Source organism: Amycolatopsis rifamycinica, from assembly GCF_000695625.1.
In the GTDB taxonomy this organism is placed as follows: Bacteria; Actinomycetota; Actinomycetes; order Mycobacteriales; family Pseudonocardiaceae; genus Amycolatopsis; species Amycolatopsis rifamycinica.
In genome coordinates, this window is record NZ_JMQI01000066.1 from 57616 (window position 1) to 75118 (window position 17503).

General features: G+C 73.1%; 15 protein-coding genes. 6 read left to right on the forward strand and 9 right to left on the reverse strand.

Annotated features, from left to right (window positions below; genetic code table 11):
* The first annotated feature begins 48 nt into the window (after positions 1 to 48).
* The 4 genes from DV20_RS31825 (at position 49) to DV20_RS31840 (ending at position 4195) form a co-directional block, all read left to right on the forward strand.
* Positions 49 to 1341, forward strand: a complete 1293-nt coding sequence (locus tag DV20_RS31825; protein ID WP_043786753.1) for an alpha/beta hydrolase — start codon at positions 49 to 51, stop codon at positions 1339 to 1341.
* A 67-nt stretch (positions 1342 to 1408) separates the two neighbouring features.
* On the forward strand, positions 1409 to 2281 hold the full coding sequence (locus tag DV20_RS31830; RefSeq protein ID WP_043786755.1) for an LLM class F420-dependent oxidoreductase: 873 nt from the start codon (positions 1409 to 1411) through the stop codon (positions 2279 to 2281).
* A 100-nt stretch (positions 2282 to 2381) separates the two neighbouring features.
* Positions 2382 to 3365, forward strand: coding sequence for a hypothetical protein (locus DV20_RS31835; protein ID WP_043786756.1), 984 nt, complete (start codon positions 2382 to 2384; stop codon positions 3363 to 3365).
* A 182-nt stretch (positions 3366 to 3547) separates the two neighbouring features.
* A complete protein-coding gene (locus tag DV20_RS31840) occupies positions 3548 to 4195 on the forward strand; it encodes a GTP pyrophosphokinase (RefSeq protein WP_043786757.1) in 648 nt (215 codons plus the stop codon).
* On the opposite strand, the gene DV20_RS31845 is transcribed toward DV20_RS31840, so the two are convergent.
* From DV20_RS31845 to DV20_RS31855, 3 genes are read right to left on the reverse strand one after another with little or no spacing between them, the layout of a single operon-like run.
* Complete coding sequence (locus DV20_RS31845) at positions 4192 to 4821, reverse strand: TetR/AcrR family transcriptional regulator C-terminal domain-containing protein (protein WP_235191031.1); 630 nt, start codon at positions 4819 to 4821, stop codon at positions 4192 to 4194. The genes DV20_RS31840 and DV20_RS31845 overlap by 4 nt on opposite strands.
* Entirely contained in the window at positions 4818 to 6122 is a 1305-nt protein-coding gene (locus DV20_RS31850) for a cytochrome P450 (RefSeq protein ID WP_043786759.1), read from the reverse strand. The genes DV20_RS31845 and DV20_RS31850 overlap by 4 nt, the downstream gene beginning before the upstream one ends.
* Positions 6123 to 6159: 37 nt before the next feature.
* Entirely contained in the window at positions 6160 to 6840 is a 681-nt protein-coding gene (locus DV20_RS31855) for a DUF998 domain-containing protein (RefSeq protein WP_235191032.1), read from the reverse strand.
* Positions 6841 to 7018: 178 nt separating this feature from the next.
* Between DV20_RS31855 and DV20_RS31860 the strand changes: the two genes are divergently transcribed.
* Positions 7019 to 9490, forward strand: coding sequence for a M14 family zinc carboxypeptidase (locus DV20_RS31860; RefSeq protein WP_043786762.1), 2472 nt, complete (start codon positions 7019 to 7021; stop codon positions 9488 to 9490).
* A 48-nt stretch (positions 9491 to 9538) separates the two neighbouring features.
* Here the strand turns inward: DV20_RS31860 and DV20_RS31865 are convergent, their stop codons facing one another.
* The 3 genes from DV20_RS31865 to DV20_RS31875 form a co-directional block, all read right to left on the reverse strand.
* On the reverse strand, positions 9539 to 10168 hold the full coding sequence (locus DV20_RS31865) for a LysE family translocator (protein ID WP_043786763.1): 630 nt from the start codon (positions 10166 to 10168) through the stop codon (positions 9539 to 9541).
* A 5-nt stretch (positions 10169 to 10173) separates the two neighbouring features.
* Positions 10174 to 11268 (reverse strand): J domain-containing protein, encoded by a 1095-nt coding sequence (locus DV20_RS31870; RefSeq protein WP_043786765.1) that lies wholly within the window; start codon positions 11266 to 11268, stop codon positions 10174 to 10176.
* Positions 11269 to 11660: 392 nt separating this feature from the next.
* Positions 11661 to 13262, reverse strand: a complete 1602-nt coding sequence (locus DV20_RS31875; RefSeq protein ID WP_043786766.1) for an AMP-binding protein — start codon at positions 13260 to 13262, stop codon at positions 11661 to 11663.
* Positions 13263 to 13516: 254 nt separating this feature from the next.
* Between DV20_RS31875 and DV20_RS31880 the strand changes: the two genes are divergently transcribed.
* Complete coding sequence (locus tag DV20_RS31880) at positions 13517 to 14026, forward strand: DinB family protein (RefSeq protein ID WP_043786767.1); 510 nt, start codon at positions 13517 to 13519, stop codon at positions 14024 to 14026.
* 5 nt (positions 14027 to 14031) lie between these two features.
* Here the strand turns inward: DV20_RS31880 and DV20_RS31885 are convergent, their stop codons facing one another.
* The 3 genes from DV20_RS31885 to DV20_RS31895 form a co-directional block, all read right to left on the reverse strand.
* Complete coding sequence (locus tag DV20_RS31885; RefSeq protein WP_043786768.1) at positions 14032 to 14748, reverse strand: transporter substrate-binding domain-containing protein; 717 nt, start codon at positions 14746 to 14748, stop codon at positions 14032 to 14034.
* 49 nt (positions 14749 to 14797) lie between these two features.
* Positions 14798 to 15889: an aldose epimerase family protein gene (locus DV20_RS31890; RefSeq protein WP_043786770.1), complete on the reverse strand. Its 1092-nt coding sequence runs from the start codon at positions 15887 to 15889 to the stop codon at positions 14798 to 14800.
* 197 nt (positions 15890 to 16086) lie between these two features.
* Positions 16087 to 17334: a helix-turn-helix domain-containing protein gene (locus DV20_RS31895; RefSeq protein WP_043786771.1), complete on the reverse strand. Its 1248-nt coding sequence runs from the start codon at positions 17332 to 17334 to the stop codon at positions 16087 to 16089.
* Positions 17335 to 17503: the final 169 nt, after the last annotated feature.

Here is a 17503-nt window from a genome sequence, read left to right on the forward strand (position 1 = left end):
GGCCCGCGAGTAGGTGCGCGTTCGCGCCGGCAGGGTGACACTGGCGGCATGACGGTCGTCGGCGGGCAGCGCGGTGCGTACCGGCCGCCGCCGACCGCGCCGACGGCCCTGCGCCGCGGTCCGGTGCTGGTCACGGCCGTTTTCGCGGCGCTCGGCGGCGCGGTGATCCCGGCGGCCGCGCTGCCCGCGTTGTGGCGGGTCTGGCAGCTGTACGCGATGCTGTTCGGCGCGGTGGCCGCCGTCGGGATCGCGGCCGCCGTCGCGGTGCTCGGGTGGCCGACGCGCAAGACGGCGCACTTCGGCGCGCTCGCGGCGTCCGGGGCGCTCGTCCTGTGGGTGGTCAGCCGTCCGCTGGGGCTGCTGACGCGGTTCGACCCTTGGCAGCCGGCGGACACGGTGGCCGGGTTCACCGACTGGGTGGCCGCCGGGCTGCAGGTCATCGCCATCTTCGGCCTCCTCGTGGTGGCCCGGCGCCGGGCGCACCCGTGGCCGTCCGCGGCGCGGCGGGCGACGGCGTGGATCGTGCTGTTCCCCGTGCTCGTGGCGGTGCTCGCGACCGGCGTGGCGGGCGCCGTCGCGGCCGGCGACAGCAGCACCGGGCCCGCCGCTTCGCCGTTGCCCGACACGGGCCTGGGCCCTTACGAATACTGCCGCCCCGGCGGGATCCCGCTGGCCATGGACGTCTACCGGCCGCGGACGGGCGGCCCGCCGGTCCCGGTGGTGCTCTTCCTGCACGGCGGCGGGCTGGTCCTCGGCAACCGCAAGCCCGCCGGGCCCGGGGCGCTGCTCGCCGGCTCCCGGCTCGGCCCGCTGCGGGACGAGCTGACGGCCCGCGGGTTCGCGGTCGCCGTGATCGACTTCCGGCTCGCGCCCGCGGCGCCGTGGCCGGCCCCGCTCGCCGACGCCCGGTGCGCCGTCCGGTTCCTCAAGGCCAACGCGGCCGCGCTGGCCGTCGACCCGGCCCGGATCGCCGTGGCGGGCACCGGCACCGGTGGCACCCTGGCGTCGCTGCTCGGCGTCGCGCGGGGGCAGGACAGCGGCCAGTACCCGGGCCAGGACAGCACGGTCCGCGCGGTGGCGGCGCTGTCGGCCCCGGCGGACTTCGACCTCGCCGGCCTCGACCCGCTCACCCGCGCGTCGGTGCTGATGGCGCTGGGCCGCTCGCCGACGACGTGGCGCGAGGCGAGCCCGCTGACCCACGCCGGTCCGGGCGCACCGCCGTTCCTGCTCGGCGACGGCGGCCGGAAGTCGGGAGAGTTCGCGGCCCGCCTGCGCGCGGCGGGGGTTCCGGTGACCGAGGGACCGGCGGTCGCGGACTTCTTCGCCACGGCCGTGGGGTGAAGCTTGCCCTGGAGCGCACTCCAGGTCCTAGCGTGGGGGGACACCGACCACATCAGGAGTGCGCGACATGGAGCTCGGCTTCCACCTGCCCATCTTCGACATCGACGGCGGCACGCCCGCCATCGCGGGCGAGCTCGCCCGCGTGGGCGCCGCGGCGGAGGAAGCCGGGGCGACCTGGCTGTCCTTCATGGACCACTACTTCCAGATCGAGCCGACCGGCCTGCCCGCCGAGGCCAACATGCTGGAGGGCTACACGACGCTCGGCTACCTCGCCGCGCACACGTCCCGCATCGACCTCGGGCTGCTCGTCACCGGGGTGACGTACCGGCACCCCGGGCTGCTGGCGAAGATCGTCACCACGCTCGACGTCCTCTCGGGCGGCCGGGCCGTCCTCGGCATCGGGGCCGCGTGGTACGAGCGCGAGCACCGGGGAATGGGCGTGCCGTTCCCGCCGATCGCCGAGCGGTTCGAGCGGCTGGAGGAAACGCTGCGCATCTGCGGGCAGATGTGGGACCCGGCGGACAACGGCCCGTTCGAGGGCAAGCACTACCGGCTGGCCGAGACGCTGTGCTCGCCGCAGCCGATCAACCGGCCGAGGATCCTGGTCGGCGGCGGCGGGGAGCGCAAGACGCTGCGGCTGGTCGCCCAGTACGGCGACGCGTGCAACCTGTTCGGTACGTCGCCGGAGGACGTCGCGCACAAGCTGGACGTGCTGCGCCGCCACTGCGACGACCTCGGCCGCGACTACGACGCGATCCGCAAGACGGTCCTGGCCAACAACCCCCGCCCGACACCGGAAACCCGCGACGACTTCGTCCGCGCGATGGCGGACTACGCGAAGCTCGGCGTGCAGGCGGCGATCGTCACGCCCACGACGGGTTCGCCCGCGGCGTGGATCGAGGGAATGGCTCCGGCAGTGCCCCAGCTGGCGGAACTCTGACGTCCACAGTGGACAGGTGAGGAATTCTCCTTCCGGGTGAACCGCTTCGCCGTTTCGTCCGTGTGCCCTGGTGAGGTGGCGACCAGAGAGGAGGGGCTTGATGCCCCAGGTGCGCACGACAGGACGACACCGCAAACCCGCGACGATCGGACTCGCCGCACTGGTGGGCGTAGCAGGCGCGACGGCGACGGCGATCGCGCTCACCAGCCCGGCGAGCAACGCGGCCACGGAACAGTGCGGCGGCCTCGACACGGCGTTGCGGAACAACCTGACGTTCATCGCGAGCCAGCGCACAGCCCCGGACGCCGCATCGAAGACCCGCATGGCGAATCGCCAGGCGGTGGTCGACCAGATCGAGCAGAAACGCGAAGCGGCAGGCTGCGCGAACCAGGTGGCGGCGAACGAGGTGGCCGTCCAGTGCGCGGCGCTGGTGGCGGCCGGGCAGGCGGCCGAGGCGCGGGACGAGGCCGGGCAGGGCGGAATGGCCGCCGAGAAGGGCGCGGCGGGGAAGAAGGGTGCGGCCGCGGAGAAGAAGGGCATGGCCGGCCAGAACGCCGCCGACCAGGATGCCGCTGCCGCCCAGGCCTGCGAGGTGGTCCAGGAGTGCCTGGCCCAGGCCGCCGGTGTGGCCGACGAGAACGCCATGGCGAATCAGAACGGCAAGGCCGAAGAAAATGGCGCAGCCGCCGAGGACGGCATGGCTGGTGAGCAGGGTATGGCCGCGGAGAATGGGGTGGCCGGCAAGCAGGGTATGGCCGCCGAGGACGGCATGGCCGGTGAGAACGGTATGGCCGCCAAGAACCACGCGGCCGACAAGAACGGCATGGCCGGGGCGGCGGACCAGAACGGGATGACCGGTGAGCAGCAGGATGCCGGCAAGATCGTCCTCTCCGCGCAGGACTGCGCGGACATCCTGAAGTGCGCTTCCCAGGCCGCCGACCCCGCAGCGCAGCAGCAGGGTATGGCCGCCGACGAGAAGCAGAAGAAGGCCGGGAACAAGGCCGCCGAGAAGGCCGGTGCGGTCGCGGCCCAGTGCGTCGCCGCCGCGGTGGACGCGGCCGGGAAGGCGCCCGCGGGACGCTGACCCAGCACCCAGCACCCAGCCAGCAGCACCGGACCCGGACCGGGCGGCCTCACGCCCGGTCCGGGCCGCCGGTGTACCCGAACCGGTGACCGGCGGGAACTCCAGCCCGTCGCCGTTCGTTCTCCTCGTAGCGCGCAGTACCCTGGCGCCCGGACAACGACCGACGACAGCACGAGGCTCCAGTGACCACCGACCCGGCGGCCGAGGACCTGCGCGAGGCGGCCGACGAACTCGCCGTCGCCGGGCAGCTCCCGCGGTTTCTCCTGATGTACAAGTTCGCCATCGAAGAGCTGATGACGAAGCTGCGGATCCTCAGCGAGGAATTCGACTTCGTCCACCAGCACGACCCGATCGAGCACATCACGAGCCGCGTCAAGCGGCCCGAAGCCATCAAGGAAAAAGTGCGCCGCCGCGGGCTGGGCGGCGACTGGGTCTCCGCGGCCGCCGCGCTCGACGACATCGCCGGGATCCGGGTGGTCTGCCCGTTCGTCTCCGACGTCCACGAGGTCGCCCGGATGCTCACCGCGCAGGACGACGTCGAGCTGCTGCGCACCAAGGACTACATCGCGAACCCGAAGGCGAACGGCTACCGCAGCCTGCACCTCATCGTCCGCATCCCGGTGTTCCTGTCCGACCGGGTGGAAAAGGTCAAGGTCGAGGTGCAGCTGCGCACCATCGCCATGGACTTCTGGGCGGCGGTCGAGCACAAACTGTCGTACAAGTACCGCGACAGCGTCCCACCCGACTTCGCCGGCGAGCTCGCGGCGGCGGCGCGGACGGCCGCCGACCTCGACAACCGGATGGCCGCGCTGCACGAACGGATCCGTTAAGGCTCGGCGAGGGCGTCGAGCATGATCCGCAGCCCGAATTCGAACTCCGCTTCGTGGTCGCACACCGCCAGGTACGGCGCCGCCGCGGAAACGGCGGGCAGGCCGGAGCGTTCGAGCTCGGCGAGGCGGTGCGCGCCGCCGAACGTCGGGGCGGCCTCGACCTCGCGCATCAACGTGCCGACGAGGAACGCCAGCACGGCCCGCAGCCCGTGCACGGCACGATCGGGTGGGTAGCCCGCCGCGAGCAGCGGGGCGAGCACCGCCTCCACCGGCGCCAGCGCCGTGATCGACGCGAGCCGGCGGGTGAGCACGAGCGGTGCCGCCCGCGGGTGGCCGAGCATCGCGGCCCGGAACCCGTGCGCCAGCGCCGACATCGTCTCCCGCAGGTCCGGGTCCGCGGGCGGCGCGGGGATCGCGGCGAGCAGCATCTCGGCGATCCCGTCCAGCAGCGCGTCCTTGCCGTCGACGTGGTTGTACAGGCTCATCGGGTCGACGCCGAGCCGCCGCGCCAGCTTCCGCATGCTGACGGCGGCCAGGCCCTCTTCGTCGACCATGGCGAGCCCGGCGAGCAGGATCCGTTCGCGCGACAGGACGCCCTTGGGCGGCCGCCCGCGCCGGGTGGTCACGGCGTGAGCACCGCGGGCAGGTTCTCGTAGCCGCGCAGGATCCGCGTGTCGCGACGGCGGCCGCCGGGCAGCACGCGCAGGCCGGGGAACCGGCCGAAGATCGTGCGCAGGCCGATCTCGCCCTCCATGCGCGCCAGCGACGCACCCAGGCAGTGGTGGCGACCGGCGCCGAACGACACGTGGTCGCGCGCGCCCGCCCGGGTGACGTCGAAGACGCCCGGATCGGCGAACACGCCGGGGTCGCGGTTGGCGCCCGCGAGCACGGTGGTGACCAGCGCCCCGCGCGGCAGCGGAACTCCGGCGACCTCGGTGGCGCGCGTGGCCAGCCGGCCGGTCAGCAGGACCGGCGGGTCGTACCGCAGCACCTCCTCGACGGCGTTGCTCCACAGATCCGGCCGTTCGCGCAGCACGGCGAGCTGCCCGGGGTCGCCCGCGAGCAGCGCGATGCCGCTGCCGAGCAGGTTGACGGTCGTCTCGAACCCCGCCGCCAGCACCAGCCCCGCGGTGGACTTCAGTTCCGTCTCGGTGAGGCCGACGCCGCCGTCACGGGCCGCGACGAGCTTGCTGAACAGGTCGTCGCCGGGGTTGCGGCGGAGGTGGTCGAGGTGCTCGCCGAGCCAGGCGTCGAACTCGGCCAGCGCGGTTTCGACGTGCCGGAACGTGCGCCAGCCCAGCCCGAGGTCGAGGCTGGGCGCCGCGGCCGCGCCCAGCGACAGCACCTTCCCGAGATCGGACGGCGGCACGCCGAGGATCTCGCTGATGACGGTGACCGGCAGCAGCGCGCAGTAGGACTCGACGAGGTCGAGCGGGGCGGCGGGGTCGAGCGCGTCGAGCAGGCCGTCCGCGATCTCCTGCACCCGGCCGCGCAGCTGCTCGACCGCGCGCACGGTGAACACGCCGGTGACGAGCTTGCGGTAGCGGGTGTGCTCGGGCGGGTTGACGGCCAGCAGCGACGGCGGCCGCACCGGGTGCAGGTGCTCGCCTGCCGACCATTCGACGAGCCTGCCGAGCGCCGAGCCGTCGGATCCGATGACGCCGACGCGGAAATCCTCGCTGGCGAGAACCTCCCGGACCGCGGCGTGCGTGGTGGTCATCCACCCGAAACGGGTGCGCGCGAGCGGCCCGGCCTCGCGGATCTCCTCGAACAGCCCGGTCAGCTCCCGCCCTTCGGCCGCGGCGACCACCATCCGCCCCTGCAGGTCACCGCGCCGGGCCTCACGGCGCAGCACGGTACGGGGGAGGGCGTGGCCGAGCCCCCAGCGAACGACGGGCTTCGCGCGGGCCAGAGCTCCTTCGAGCACGGCTTTCCCCCTTCGGTCGGCGTACCTACAGTGTAGGTTATCGACGCCGCCGGGCGGGTTGCGTCGGTGGCCCGGACCTCGACCCGACCGGCGCCAGGAGCACGCCGAGAGCGATCAGCTCCGTCAGCGCCATCCCGCGTTCCACCAGGCCGAGCGGGATGAGCGTCCACCAGCGGCCGTCCTCCGCGGCGGCCACCACCACCGCGCCCAGGATCACCGCGAACCAGCCCAGTGACACGATCGCCAGCACGCGGACCAGCCGGCGGCGGCCGGGTGACGACGGGAACGCCGTGCGCGCCGCGACCAGGACCGCCAGCGGCAGGGCCACGAACGCCACCACGCTCGCGATCCGGTGCAGCGTGCCGCCGAAGTCCGCGCGGGAGACCGTGGCCCAGTCCGGTTTGGGGAAGGCCACGATGACCAGCAGCCCGACCGTCCACAGTGTTCCCAGTACGGCCGCCGCCGCCGGGAGCCGCCGCTGGCGGTGCAGCACCAGCAGGCCGGCCGCCGAGCCGAGGGCGACCAGGAGCACCGCGGTGTCGAACACCCACTTGTGGTCGGAGAGGCCGTATTCGCTGATCGTGCGGCGGGTGACGCTGATCTGGTCGGTGGGCGGGATGACCTGCAGCAACAGCACCAGGCCGGCGCCGATCACCAAGGCCGCGATGCCCGTCAGCGAGACCGCGGCCGACACTCGTCGCGCAGGGAACGTGACCATGGACCGACCGTAGCCGACCGGTGGTTGAACTCCCGTGAAAAGCTTTGAACGCTGTACGACTTACGGCGGTGTCCGCGGCCGGATTTCCTCCATTATGGTCCTCCGCTACCGGTACGTCCGTGCGTGCCGGCCTCGGTCAAGGAGGTCGCTTCCTGTGGGGAATTCACCAAGACGGCTAGTGCTGCTGGCTTCGGCCGTCGCACTGGCCGGAACGTTCGTCGCGTTGCCGTCCGGCACGGCGGGCGCAGCGCAGAACATCCTGCGCGCCGACAAGTCGGTGGCCCGCTCGTGCTTCGCGAAAGTGCTGCCCAAGGGCACTTCGGGCGCCGATCGCCGCGAGCTGACGTCCACCGTGGACGGCCTCGTCCAGGCGCGGCTGAAGCCGGCGCAGGGCGCGGAGGGCGACTGGGACGTCGCCGTGTTCGACAAGGCCACCGGTGCGGTGGTCGCCGCCTCGACGGCGTTGCGCAGCCACGAACTCGCCGAAAGCTTCGTGAAGAAGGGGCAGGAACTCGTCGTCCAGGGCTGCCGGTACGGCGGCTCGGCCGGTCAGGCCCAGCTCGGCGTCGACTTCCTGGCGCTGACCCCGCAGGGCACGCCGACCGGCACCGCCCCGGCGACCCAGCGCGCGGAGCTCGTCCGCGTCGAGACGCCGACGCGCGCCGACAAGGGCAAGCTGACCGCCCTCGGGCTCGACGTCACGGAGAAGGGGGACGCGACCGGGGTCGAGGTCGTGCTCGCCGACGACGCCGACCGCAAGACGCTCTCCGACAGCGGCTTCAAGTCGAAGGTCATCGAGGCGGACCTCTCGGCCAAGTCGGTCCGCGACGCGAAGACCGACCGCGAGTACGCCGCCAAGACCGCCGCGTCCGCGCTGCCCTCCGGGCGCACCGCCTACCGGCACCTCTACGAGTACAACTACGAGCTCAAGGAACTGGCGCGCAAGAACCCGGGCCTGGTCTCGGCGTTCACGATGCCGGAATCGACCTGGGAAGGCCGTGACGTCGTCGGCGTCGAAATCGCCTCCGACGTGAAGAACGTGACCGACGGCAAGCCGGTGAACTTCACCATGGGCGTGCACCACGCCCGGGAGTGGCCGGCCGGCGAGCACGTCATGGAGTGGGCGTACGAGCTGGTCAACGGCTACTCGCGGGACGCCGCCATCCGGTCCATGGTGAGCAAGACGCGCAACATCGTCGTGCCGATCATCAACCCGGACGGCTTCGAGATCTCCCGCGAAGCCGAGCCCAAGGGCGACTTCACCCGGTTCGACTACGAGATGAAGCGGAAGAACTGCAACGTCAACGACTCGCCGCCGCAGTTCGCGACCGGCGTCTGCAAGGCGAACCCGGGCGGCCGCGTCCGCGGTACCGACCCGAACCGCAACTACGGCGGCTTCTGGGGCGGCGCCGGCGCCGAGCTGAACTGGAGCGGCGACACCTTCCGCGGGTCCGCGCCGTTCAGCGAGCCCGAGGTGCGCAACGTCCGCTCGATCGTGTCCTCGCGCCAGGTGACCAACCTGATCACGATGCACACGGTCGCCGCGCTCGTGCTGCGTCCGCCGGGCGTGGCGGACGTCCGCCCGCCGCTCGAGGAGCCGCAGTACAAGGCGCTCGGCGACAAGCTGGCCTCGCGCAACGGCTACACCAGCGAGCCGAGCTGGGCGCTCTACGACACCACCGGCACGACCGAAGACTGGTCGTACTGGGCCACCGGCGGCTGGGGCTTCACCATCGAGGTCGGCGGAAACGGCTTCCACGGGCCCTACGCCGACAGCGTCGTGGCCGAGTACGCGGGCCTGGCCCCGGCGGCCGGGGCCGGCAAGGGCGGCAACCGCCAGGCGTTCCTGGACATGCTGGGCAACGCGGCCGACCCGCAGCAGCACTCCACGCTGATCGGCTCGGCGCCGAAGAACTACCAGCTCAAGCTGCACAAGACGTTCCAGACGCCGACGTCGCCGGTGATCCAGCCCGACGGCTCCACCAAGCCGCCGATCTACATCACCGACGACCTGAACTCGAAGTTCACCGCCACCGGCGGGCGCTTCGCCTGGTCGGTCAACCCGTCGACGCGGCCATACGTGGCCGGCCGGTACGGGCGGGACCCGCAGGGCCCGGCGCAGCAGGGCTTCGCGGTCACCAACCCGGCGGGTGTGCCGCCGATCAACCAGAACTACCCGGCCGACCCGGCGGGTGACTCGTTCACCTTCCACGTCGACGGCCTCCCGAAGGTCGACAACGGGAAGTTCAGCGTCAACATCAACTGGGCGAACACCGCGACCGACTGGGACCTGTTCATCTACGACTCGGCGGGCAACCTGGTCAGCTCGTCGGCCAACGGCGGCACGACGTCCGAGCACGCCGTGCTGTTCGACCCGCCGGCCGGTGATTACAAGGCCGTGGTGGTCAACTACGACCAGGCGAACCCGGCCGCGGTCGACGACTGGAGCGGCGACGTGTCGTTCTCGTCGCCGGTCCCGCCGACGTACGGCACGAAGGAGGCCTACCAGCTGACCTGCTCGTCGCCGAGCGGCAAGCTCGTCGGCGTGGCGGACGTCTTCGTCGACCGCGGCCAGACGGTCGACGTCGGCGAGGTCTGCACCCGCTCCGCGCACGCGCAGAAGCAGCGTGCTTCGGGTGGCGCCCGGTAGCAGTTGCGTTAGTCCCGTGAAGGCCTCCTCGTTCGCGCGAGGAGGCCTTCACGGCGTTAAGGCGAGGATGATGCCGAGGACGACCAGAACGGTGCCCACGACGCGGTTGAGGGCCGGTTCGGCGTGGGCGTACCAGCGCTGGGTGGCGGGGGCGGAGAACAGCAGGGCCACGCTCAGGTGCCACGCGGCCGAGGCGACGACGATCAGCGCGACGGCGGCCGCCTTGACGGCGGTGGGTTCGGTGGGCGGGAGGGTGGCGGTGAGGACGCTGCCGAAGAACGCGGCGGCCTTGGGGTTGGTCAGGTTGCTGAGGACGCCGCGGCCGAACGCGGTGCGGTGCCCGGCCGGCGGGGCGTCCCGGTCCGGCTGCTCCCGGGGTTCGCCGGGCGCGCGGGCGCGCCACCACAGCCGGACGCCCAGCCACGCCAGGTAGCCGCCGCACGCCACGCGCAACGCCGTCGCGAGCCACGGTGTGCGGGCCAGCAGGCCGCCCAGCCCGAAGACCGCGACCGCGGCGAGCAGGCCGCCCGCGGCGACCACCCCGAGCGCGATCGCCACCGCGGACCGCCGGGTCCCGGTGGCGGCCGTGTGGGCGATGAGGACGAAGTTGGGGCCGGGGGTGACCGCGGCCGGGAGGTAGGCCAGGAGGGCGGTGCCGAGGGCAGCGGCGGCGTGCATGCGCCTCAGGCCGCCCGGCCGCCTCCGCCGACGACCTGGTCGCGCACCGTCCGCAGCGCCTCGTGGTCCACTGTGGACGGATCGGCCGCGAGCCATTCGCCGATCTCGTGCAGGAACTCCTCCGGGGTCATCGGCGCGACCGCCAGGTCACCCGGGTCCGCCGTGGTCAGGTCCCCGCTGCGGCTCGGGTAGACGATCATCACGCCCCGCAGCGCCACGCCCGGCAGCAGGCCGCGGTACGCCGCCAGGCTTTCGGTCAGCCGGCTGCCGCCGCCGCGGAACGGGCGGCCGTTGCGCAGCAGCCTGCCGTCCTCCGCCGTCTCGTAGTGGCCCGGCAGCCACAGCTTCGACTCGATGAGCACCAGCCGCTTGCCGCACAGCACCGCGTGGTCGACGTCGGCGAACACCGAGCCCGGCCAGGCGAGCCCGTGGAAGATGCGGGCGCCCGGCAGCCGGGTCAGGTAGCCCTCGAGCAGGTCGGCGGTGAGCCGCTCGGCCAGCTCGTCGCGCTCGGTGCCGGGCGTGCCGAACACCGTGCGCCCGCCGAACTCCTCGGCGTACGCTTCGCGCGCCTTCGCCGCGCGGAGGTACCCGCGCGCCAGCCGCTGGACCAGCAGGGCCGTGCCCGCCGTGAGCAGCAGCCAGACGGCGAGCATCGGCGGCGAGAAGCCGGCCCCGGTGACCAGCGGCAGCAGCACGAGCACCATGCCGGCCACCGCGGCGACCACCGGCGTGTGCCCTGGCCCGCCGCGGCGGCCGTGCCGCATCCGGGTGTCCTCCCCGGCGAGGTGCCACCAGCTCAGGTCCTCGGCGTCCAGCTCGGGCAGGTCGGGGACGAAGCCGGGCTCGTCGCCGAAGCGCCGCCGGGGCCGCGGCCGGACCGGCACGGGCACCACGGCCGCGCCGCCGGAGTCGTAGCGGGCGCGGGCGACCGGGTCGCTCAGGACGTCGTAGGCCTCGCGCAGCAGCCGGAACGTGCCGACCGTGCCGCCGCCGTCCGGGTGCATGGTCTTGGCCAGCCGGCGATAGGCGGCCTTGACGTCGGCCGCCGTGGCGTCGCGGCGAAGGCCGAGCACCTCGTAGTAGTCGACGTCGGGCACGCGGGTGGTCACCTCCGATGGCTGCGCGAAGACTTTATGGGGTCGGGTCGCCGGCGTTGTCACCGCCTCGGCGGCCCGCCGGGGTGCTGGTCCTCGGTGCAGGTCAGGGCCGTTTTGCCGTCGGCAGCGGAGGAATCGGCGCGGGGCGGGTGCCCGCGTCGCGCGTGGTGGCGGCGGCTCGCCTGCCGGGTTCGCGGAGTGTCCACTGAGGACCGCTTGTCACCCGGAAGTGTTGCCGCCTGGGAAAAGGCGGGCTTGTGGTGACGGATCGTAGCTGGACTCCACTCGAATGGCCGTGAACATGTGTTCGAATTCTCGGCTAGGCTGGTGCCATGTCCTCGACCCCATAGACGTGACGGGCCCACCGCCACCCCACCTCGGCAGCGGGCCCGTCACCCCCGCCGGCGCTCGCGCAGCAGGTACCGCTGCAGCTTGCCGCCGGCACTGCGTGGCAGCGCCTCGAGGAACCGCACCCGGCGCGGGTACTTGTACGGCGCGGCAACGGCTTTGGCGTGCTCCTGCAGGGCGTGCACGACCTGCGGGCCCGGCGCGACGCCGGGCCGGAGCACGACGAAGGCGGTCACGACCGCACCCCGATCCGGATCGGGCGTGCCGACCACCGCGCACTCCTCGACGTCGGGGTGCGTCAGAAGCACCTCTTCGACCTCGGGAGCCGCGATGTTGTAACCGGAAGAGACGATCATGTCGTCGCTGCGCGCCACGAACCGGAAGTACCCGTCGGGTTCGCGGACGTAGGTGTCACCGGTGATGTTCCAGCCGTCGCGGACGTAGCCGGCCTGCCGGGGATCGCCGAGGTAGCGGCAGCCGGTGGGGCCCTGGACGGCGAGCCGGCCGGGCGTGCCGTCCGGGACCGGGCGGCCGTCGGCGTCGAGGACGGCGGCGCGGAAGCCGGGGACGACCTTGCCGGTGAAGCCGGGGCGGGCGTCGTCGCCGGCCGCGGAGATGAACACGTGCAGCATCTCCGTGCTGCCGATGCCGTCGATCAACGGCGATCCGACGACGTCGCGGTACCGCTCGGCGACGGCGGCGGGGAGGGCTTCCCCGGCGGAGACGGCGCGGCGGACGCCGGCCAGCAGGGGCCCGTCGCCGGAGCCGAGGATCGCGCGGTAGGCGGTGGGGGCGGTGAACAGCACCGTCACCGCCTGCTCGGCGACGACCGACGCCAGCTCCCGGGGTGTCGCGCGGTCCAGCAGGAGCACGGAGGCGCCGGCGCGCAGCGGGAACACCAGGAGGCCACCGAGGCCGAAGGTGAACGCCAGCGGCGGCGTCCCGCAGAACACGTCGTCCGGGGTGGGCCGGAGGACGTGGCGGGAGAACGTGTCGGCGATGGCGAGCAGGTCGCGGTGGAAGTGCATGGTGGCCTTCGGTGTCCCGGTGGTGCCGGAGGTGAAGGCGAGCAGGGCGACGTCGTCGGCGGCGGTCGGCACGTCGGCGAAGGTGGCCGGGTGCCGGGCGCAGCGTTCGGCCAGTTCGGCGCGCTCGGTGCCGTACGCCACCACGGGCAGCGCCGGCGGCAGCTCCTCGAGCAGGCGCTCGTCGCACAGGGCCACCGTGGGCCGCGCGCGGTCGGTGATCTTGTCGAGCTCGCCGCGGCGCAGCATCGGCATGGTCGCCACGGCGACGGCGCCGGCCTTGAGGACGCCGAGCCAGCACGCCGCGAGCCACGGCGTGTTGGGGCCGCGCAGCAGCACGCGGTTGCCCGGCACGACACCCAGCTCCGCGGTGAGGACGTGGGCAATCCGGTTGGCGCGGGCCAAGACCTCGCCGTAGGTCCACGTCTCGTGCGGGGAACGCAGGCAGGGGCGCTCCGGGCCGAGGCGGGCGGTGGTCTCGTCGAGCAACACGGTCGCGGCGTTGAGCCGGTCGGGGTAGTGCAGCTCCGGCAGGTCGAACACCAGCCGCGGCCACTGGTCGCCGGGTGGCAGCCGGTCGCGGCAGAACGAGTCGGTGTGAGCGCTGGGCGTAAGCCTCATCGCGGCTCCTCGGGGTCGAGCTGCACCACCGTGAACGTAGCACTCGTTGCGACCGTCGAAAAGGCGCAATGTCGCTCCGGTGACGGCGGCGACGACTCAGCGATACGGCGATTCGGCCGACGGCCTGAGTGGCGGGTCCGGCGATGATGGCCGCCTCGCGAGCCGGCGCGTTTTCGCGGCCACGCGCGGGATCACGCGTTCGTGAGCGCGCGGGAGCACCGCCCGGCGGCGTGCCGCCCAGTAGCTTTTCGATCATGGCCGAGACTCCCGAGCCCCCGCCCACGCTGGCCGATCCGCGCGCGCTGCTGCTGGGCTACCTCGACCACAGCGCCACCGCCGTCCTGCGCAAGCTCGACGGCCTTTCCGAGCAGGATCTGCGCCGGAGCGTCGTGCCCTCGGGCTGGACGCCGCTGGGCATGGTCAAGCACCTCGCCTGCACCGAGCGCTTCTGGATCCGGTACCTGTTCGCCGGCGAGGACGTCGACTTCTCCTGGCCCGGCACCGCCGAGCAGAAGTGGTTCGTCGCGCCGGAGGAACCCTCGGCGGACATCACGGCGTTCTTCCTCGCGGAGCGCGAGAACTGCGCCCGGCTCGCCGCGGTCACCCCGTTGGACCGCCGGGCGGCCCGCACGACCCGTCGCGGCGGTGCCGAGGAGCACCCGACGTTCGCGTGGATCCTGTGTCACCTGGTGCAGAGCTTCGCCCGGCACGCCGGGCACGTGGACGTCGGCCGCGAGCTGCTCGACGGCGTCACCGGCAAGTAGGGCCGTCAGGCGGGCGGCGCGACCGTGGCTTCCTGGTTGGCGCGGTGCAGCGCGTCGGCGACGAAGCCGCTCGCCTTCAGCTCCTCCACCAGGTCGTGCAGGAACGCGATCGTCTCCGGGCGGCGGTCCGGGGTGGTGCAGACGGCCTGGCGGATCTCCATGAACCGGCCCGGAAGTACCCGCGTCCCCGGGTGCGCGCCGGCGTAGGCGGTCATCGGCTGCCGGATCCCGGCCGCGACCTCCAGGCCGCCGTCCTCGAACGCCGTGACGCCGTCGTCGCCGCGCACGATCGTCGCGTGCCGGAGGGTCCGGGTCAGGTACAGGTCGTACGCGGAGCCCTGCTTGACGCCGATCCGGACGTCCGGCCGGTCGACGTCGGCCGGGGTCGTGAGCGGCGAGCCGTCCGGGACGACGTACACGCCTTCGATGACGACGTACGGCGCCGTGAACGCCACCTCGGCCGCGCGGGCGGGTTCGATCGCCAGGAAGCCGAGGTCGGCCGCCCCCGAGGTCAGCGCCTCGAACGACTTGCGGGCCGCGTCGAAGCAGACGAGGCGCACCGGGACGTCCAGCCGCGCGGCCACTTCACGCGCGAGGTCGACCGTGACCCCGCCCGGCTCCTCCGGCGTTCCGTGCGCGAGCACGGGGTTGCCGAGGTTGACGGCGGCGCGCAGCGCGCCGGTGGGGGCGAGGTCGCGGGCGACGGCGGAAAGATCTCCCATGACCGGCGAGGCTATCGGCGGGACCGGGCGGGTGCCTCGCGAATGTCGCTCACGCCACCGGTGGCTCGTCGGCCGTGGTCAGGGCGTACACCGTCTCCTGGTGGTAGACCTCGCCGGGCCGCAGCACGGTGCTGGGGAAGTCCGGCCGGTTGGGGGAGTCCGGGAAGTGCTGGGCCTCCAGCGCGAAGCCGGCGCCGCGGTGGTACGGGCGGCCGCCGGTGCCGGTGAGGGCCGCGGTCAGGTAGTTGCCCGAGTAGAACTGCAGGCCCGGCTCGGTCGTCCACATCGTCAGCAGGCGGCCGGACGCCGGGTCCCACGCCCGGGCGGCGAACGGCGCGCCGTCGTCGAGCACCCAGTTGTGGTCGTAGCCCTGGCCGATCACCAGCTGGGGGTCGGGCTCGCCGACGCGGGCGCCGATCGGCGCCCACCGGCGGAAGTCGAAAGGCGTGTCCTCGACCGGGACCGGGTCGCCCGCCGGGATCAGGTCGTCACCGGTCGGGCAGAACCGGCTCGCGGCGATCTCCAGGTGGTGCTCGTGGACGTCGCCGGTCCCTTCGCCGGCCAGGTTCCAGTAGGTGTGGTTGGTCAGGTTGACGACCGTCGGCGCGTCGGTGGTCGCGCGGTAGGTGATGCGGAGCCGGTCGCGCGCGTCGACGCGGTAGGTGACCTCGGTGGTGAGCCGGCCGGGGTAACCCTGGTCGCCGTCCGGGCTGACCAGCGTGAGCCGCAGCGCGACACCGTCGCCGTCCCGCACCTCGGTGGCCGCCCAGACCCGCGTGTCGAACCCGGCGGGGCCGCCGTGCAGGCTGTTCTTGCCGTTGTTGAGGGGGACGCGGTACTGGACGCCGTCGAGGGTGAAGGTGCCGCCGGCGATCCGGTTGGCGAACCGGCCGATCACCGCGCCGAGGAACACCCGGTCGGCCCCGGGCCGGTTGTTGGCGACGTAGGAGTCGAGGTCCGCGAACCCGAGCACGACGTTGCCGAGGCGGCCGTCGCGGTCCGGCGCTTCCAGCGACTGGATGACGCCGCCGTAGTCGAGCACGCGCGCGATCGGGCCGCCGGGCCGGCCCAGCGTGTACCGGTGGACATCGGTGCCGCCGGCCTGGCCGAACGGCTCCCGGGTGAGTTCGGGCGCGGTCATCGGTGGCGTCCTCCAACCGACTGTTAGCGCTAACAGCCTGGAAAGACCATAGCCGACCGCGCCGCCGCTGTCAGCCCGCTGGTGCCGCGGATTCGCACGGCTTGAACGAGTCATTCAAGGCTCCGGACGACAGGAATGGGTCGTTCAAGACCTCGGACGACAGGGATGGGGCATTCAAGACGCCGTGGGCCGCCCGGTCAGCGTTCGCCGGTCGGGGGCCGGGTGCCCAGCAACCGGTGGGCGCGCAACGCCATCTGGATCTCCAGGCGCCGGGCCGGGTCCGTCAGCCGCTCGCCGAACAGCTCGCTCAGCTGGCTCACGCGGTAGCGGACGGTCTGCGGGTGGATCCGCAGGGCCTGCGCGATCTCCGGGGTGCTCCCGTTGTGCTCCAGCCAGCTCAGCAACGTCTCCGCGAGCCGGGTCTGCTGCTTCGCCGTCAGGCCGGCGAACGGCGCCAGCGCCTTCGCCGACAGCTCGTCCAGCAGGAAACGGTCGATCAGCAGCCAGTGCGTGGCCAGGTGGTCGGCCGTGTGCGTGACCGGGCCGTCGCCGGCCAGGCCGCGGCGGAGCAGCTCGAGCGTGCGGCGGGCCCACCGCAGCGACGTCGCGGCCTCCGCCGGGCGGACCCGGGGGCCGACCGCCGCGCGCCAGCCCGGCAGGCGGCCTTCGAGGCCCCGCAGGTCGCGGTCCGGGTGCGGGGTCAGCAGGCACGGCTCGGGGCCGTCGAGGTCCAGGAGCACGTCCTCGGGAAGCCGCGGGGACGGCGGCGGGTGCTGTCCGGTGCGCGGCTCGAGCGCGACGACGGCGACCCGCTCCGGCATCGGCCACTGCGCGGCCTCGGCCATCGTCGCCAGCGTGGCCGGGGACGACGGCGGGGTGGACAGGAGCAGTTCGAAGAGCCGGCGCCGCCGCCGCTCGAGCGTGCCGGTCGCCATCGCCTGTGCCAACGTGTACCCCTCGACCGAGTACGAGGAAATTTCCTCCACGTAAGCGAAAATGGCTTCGGCGCCGACGCACAGCACGGCCGCCGGGAACCGGTGGGCCTGGCCCAGTTCGGCCACGTAGCGCCACGCCGCTCGGCCGCCCGCGCGGTAGGCGGCCTGCAGGGAATTGAGGCTGCCGCCGTCGTGGTGCACGCGCCTTCCGACCTCGACGAACAGCTTCGCCCACGTGTCCTGTGTGGACGTCAGGTCTTCGATGCTGTCGATGCAGCCGATGACCGCCTGCTCGATCGCGAGCACGATCATCTTGCCGAACTCGCCCTCGAGGGGCTTGGCGTACTCGGGGACGGCGTGCTGGACCTCCTCGAGGATCCGCCGGGCGAGCGGGTCGGCGTGCGGCCGGAACCGGCGCGCGAGTTCCGTCGGCAGCGAGCACCACAGCTGCCGCGCGCGGCCGGTGCCCCGCGGCTGCGGGATCGCCGCCTGCGTGATCGTCCGGGTCATGGCTCACACCCCTTGCCGCGCCTCGTGGAGAGTCCGCGCCGTGATCGGCGCGGAGGCCATGTACTCACACGGGATCGGAGTTGGCAACCGCCGATGCTGCTCGCGGAGCGGGTTCTGTCACGCCGGGCCCAACGGCCGCACCGGAGTTTGTCACCTGCCGGACAAACCC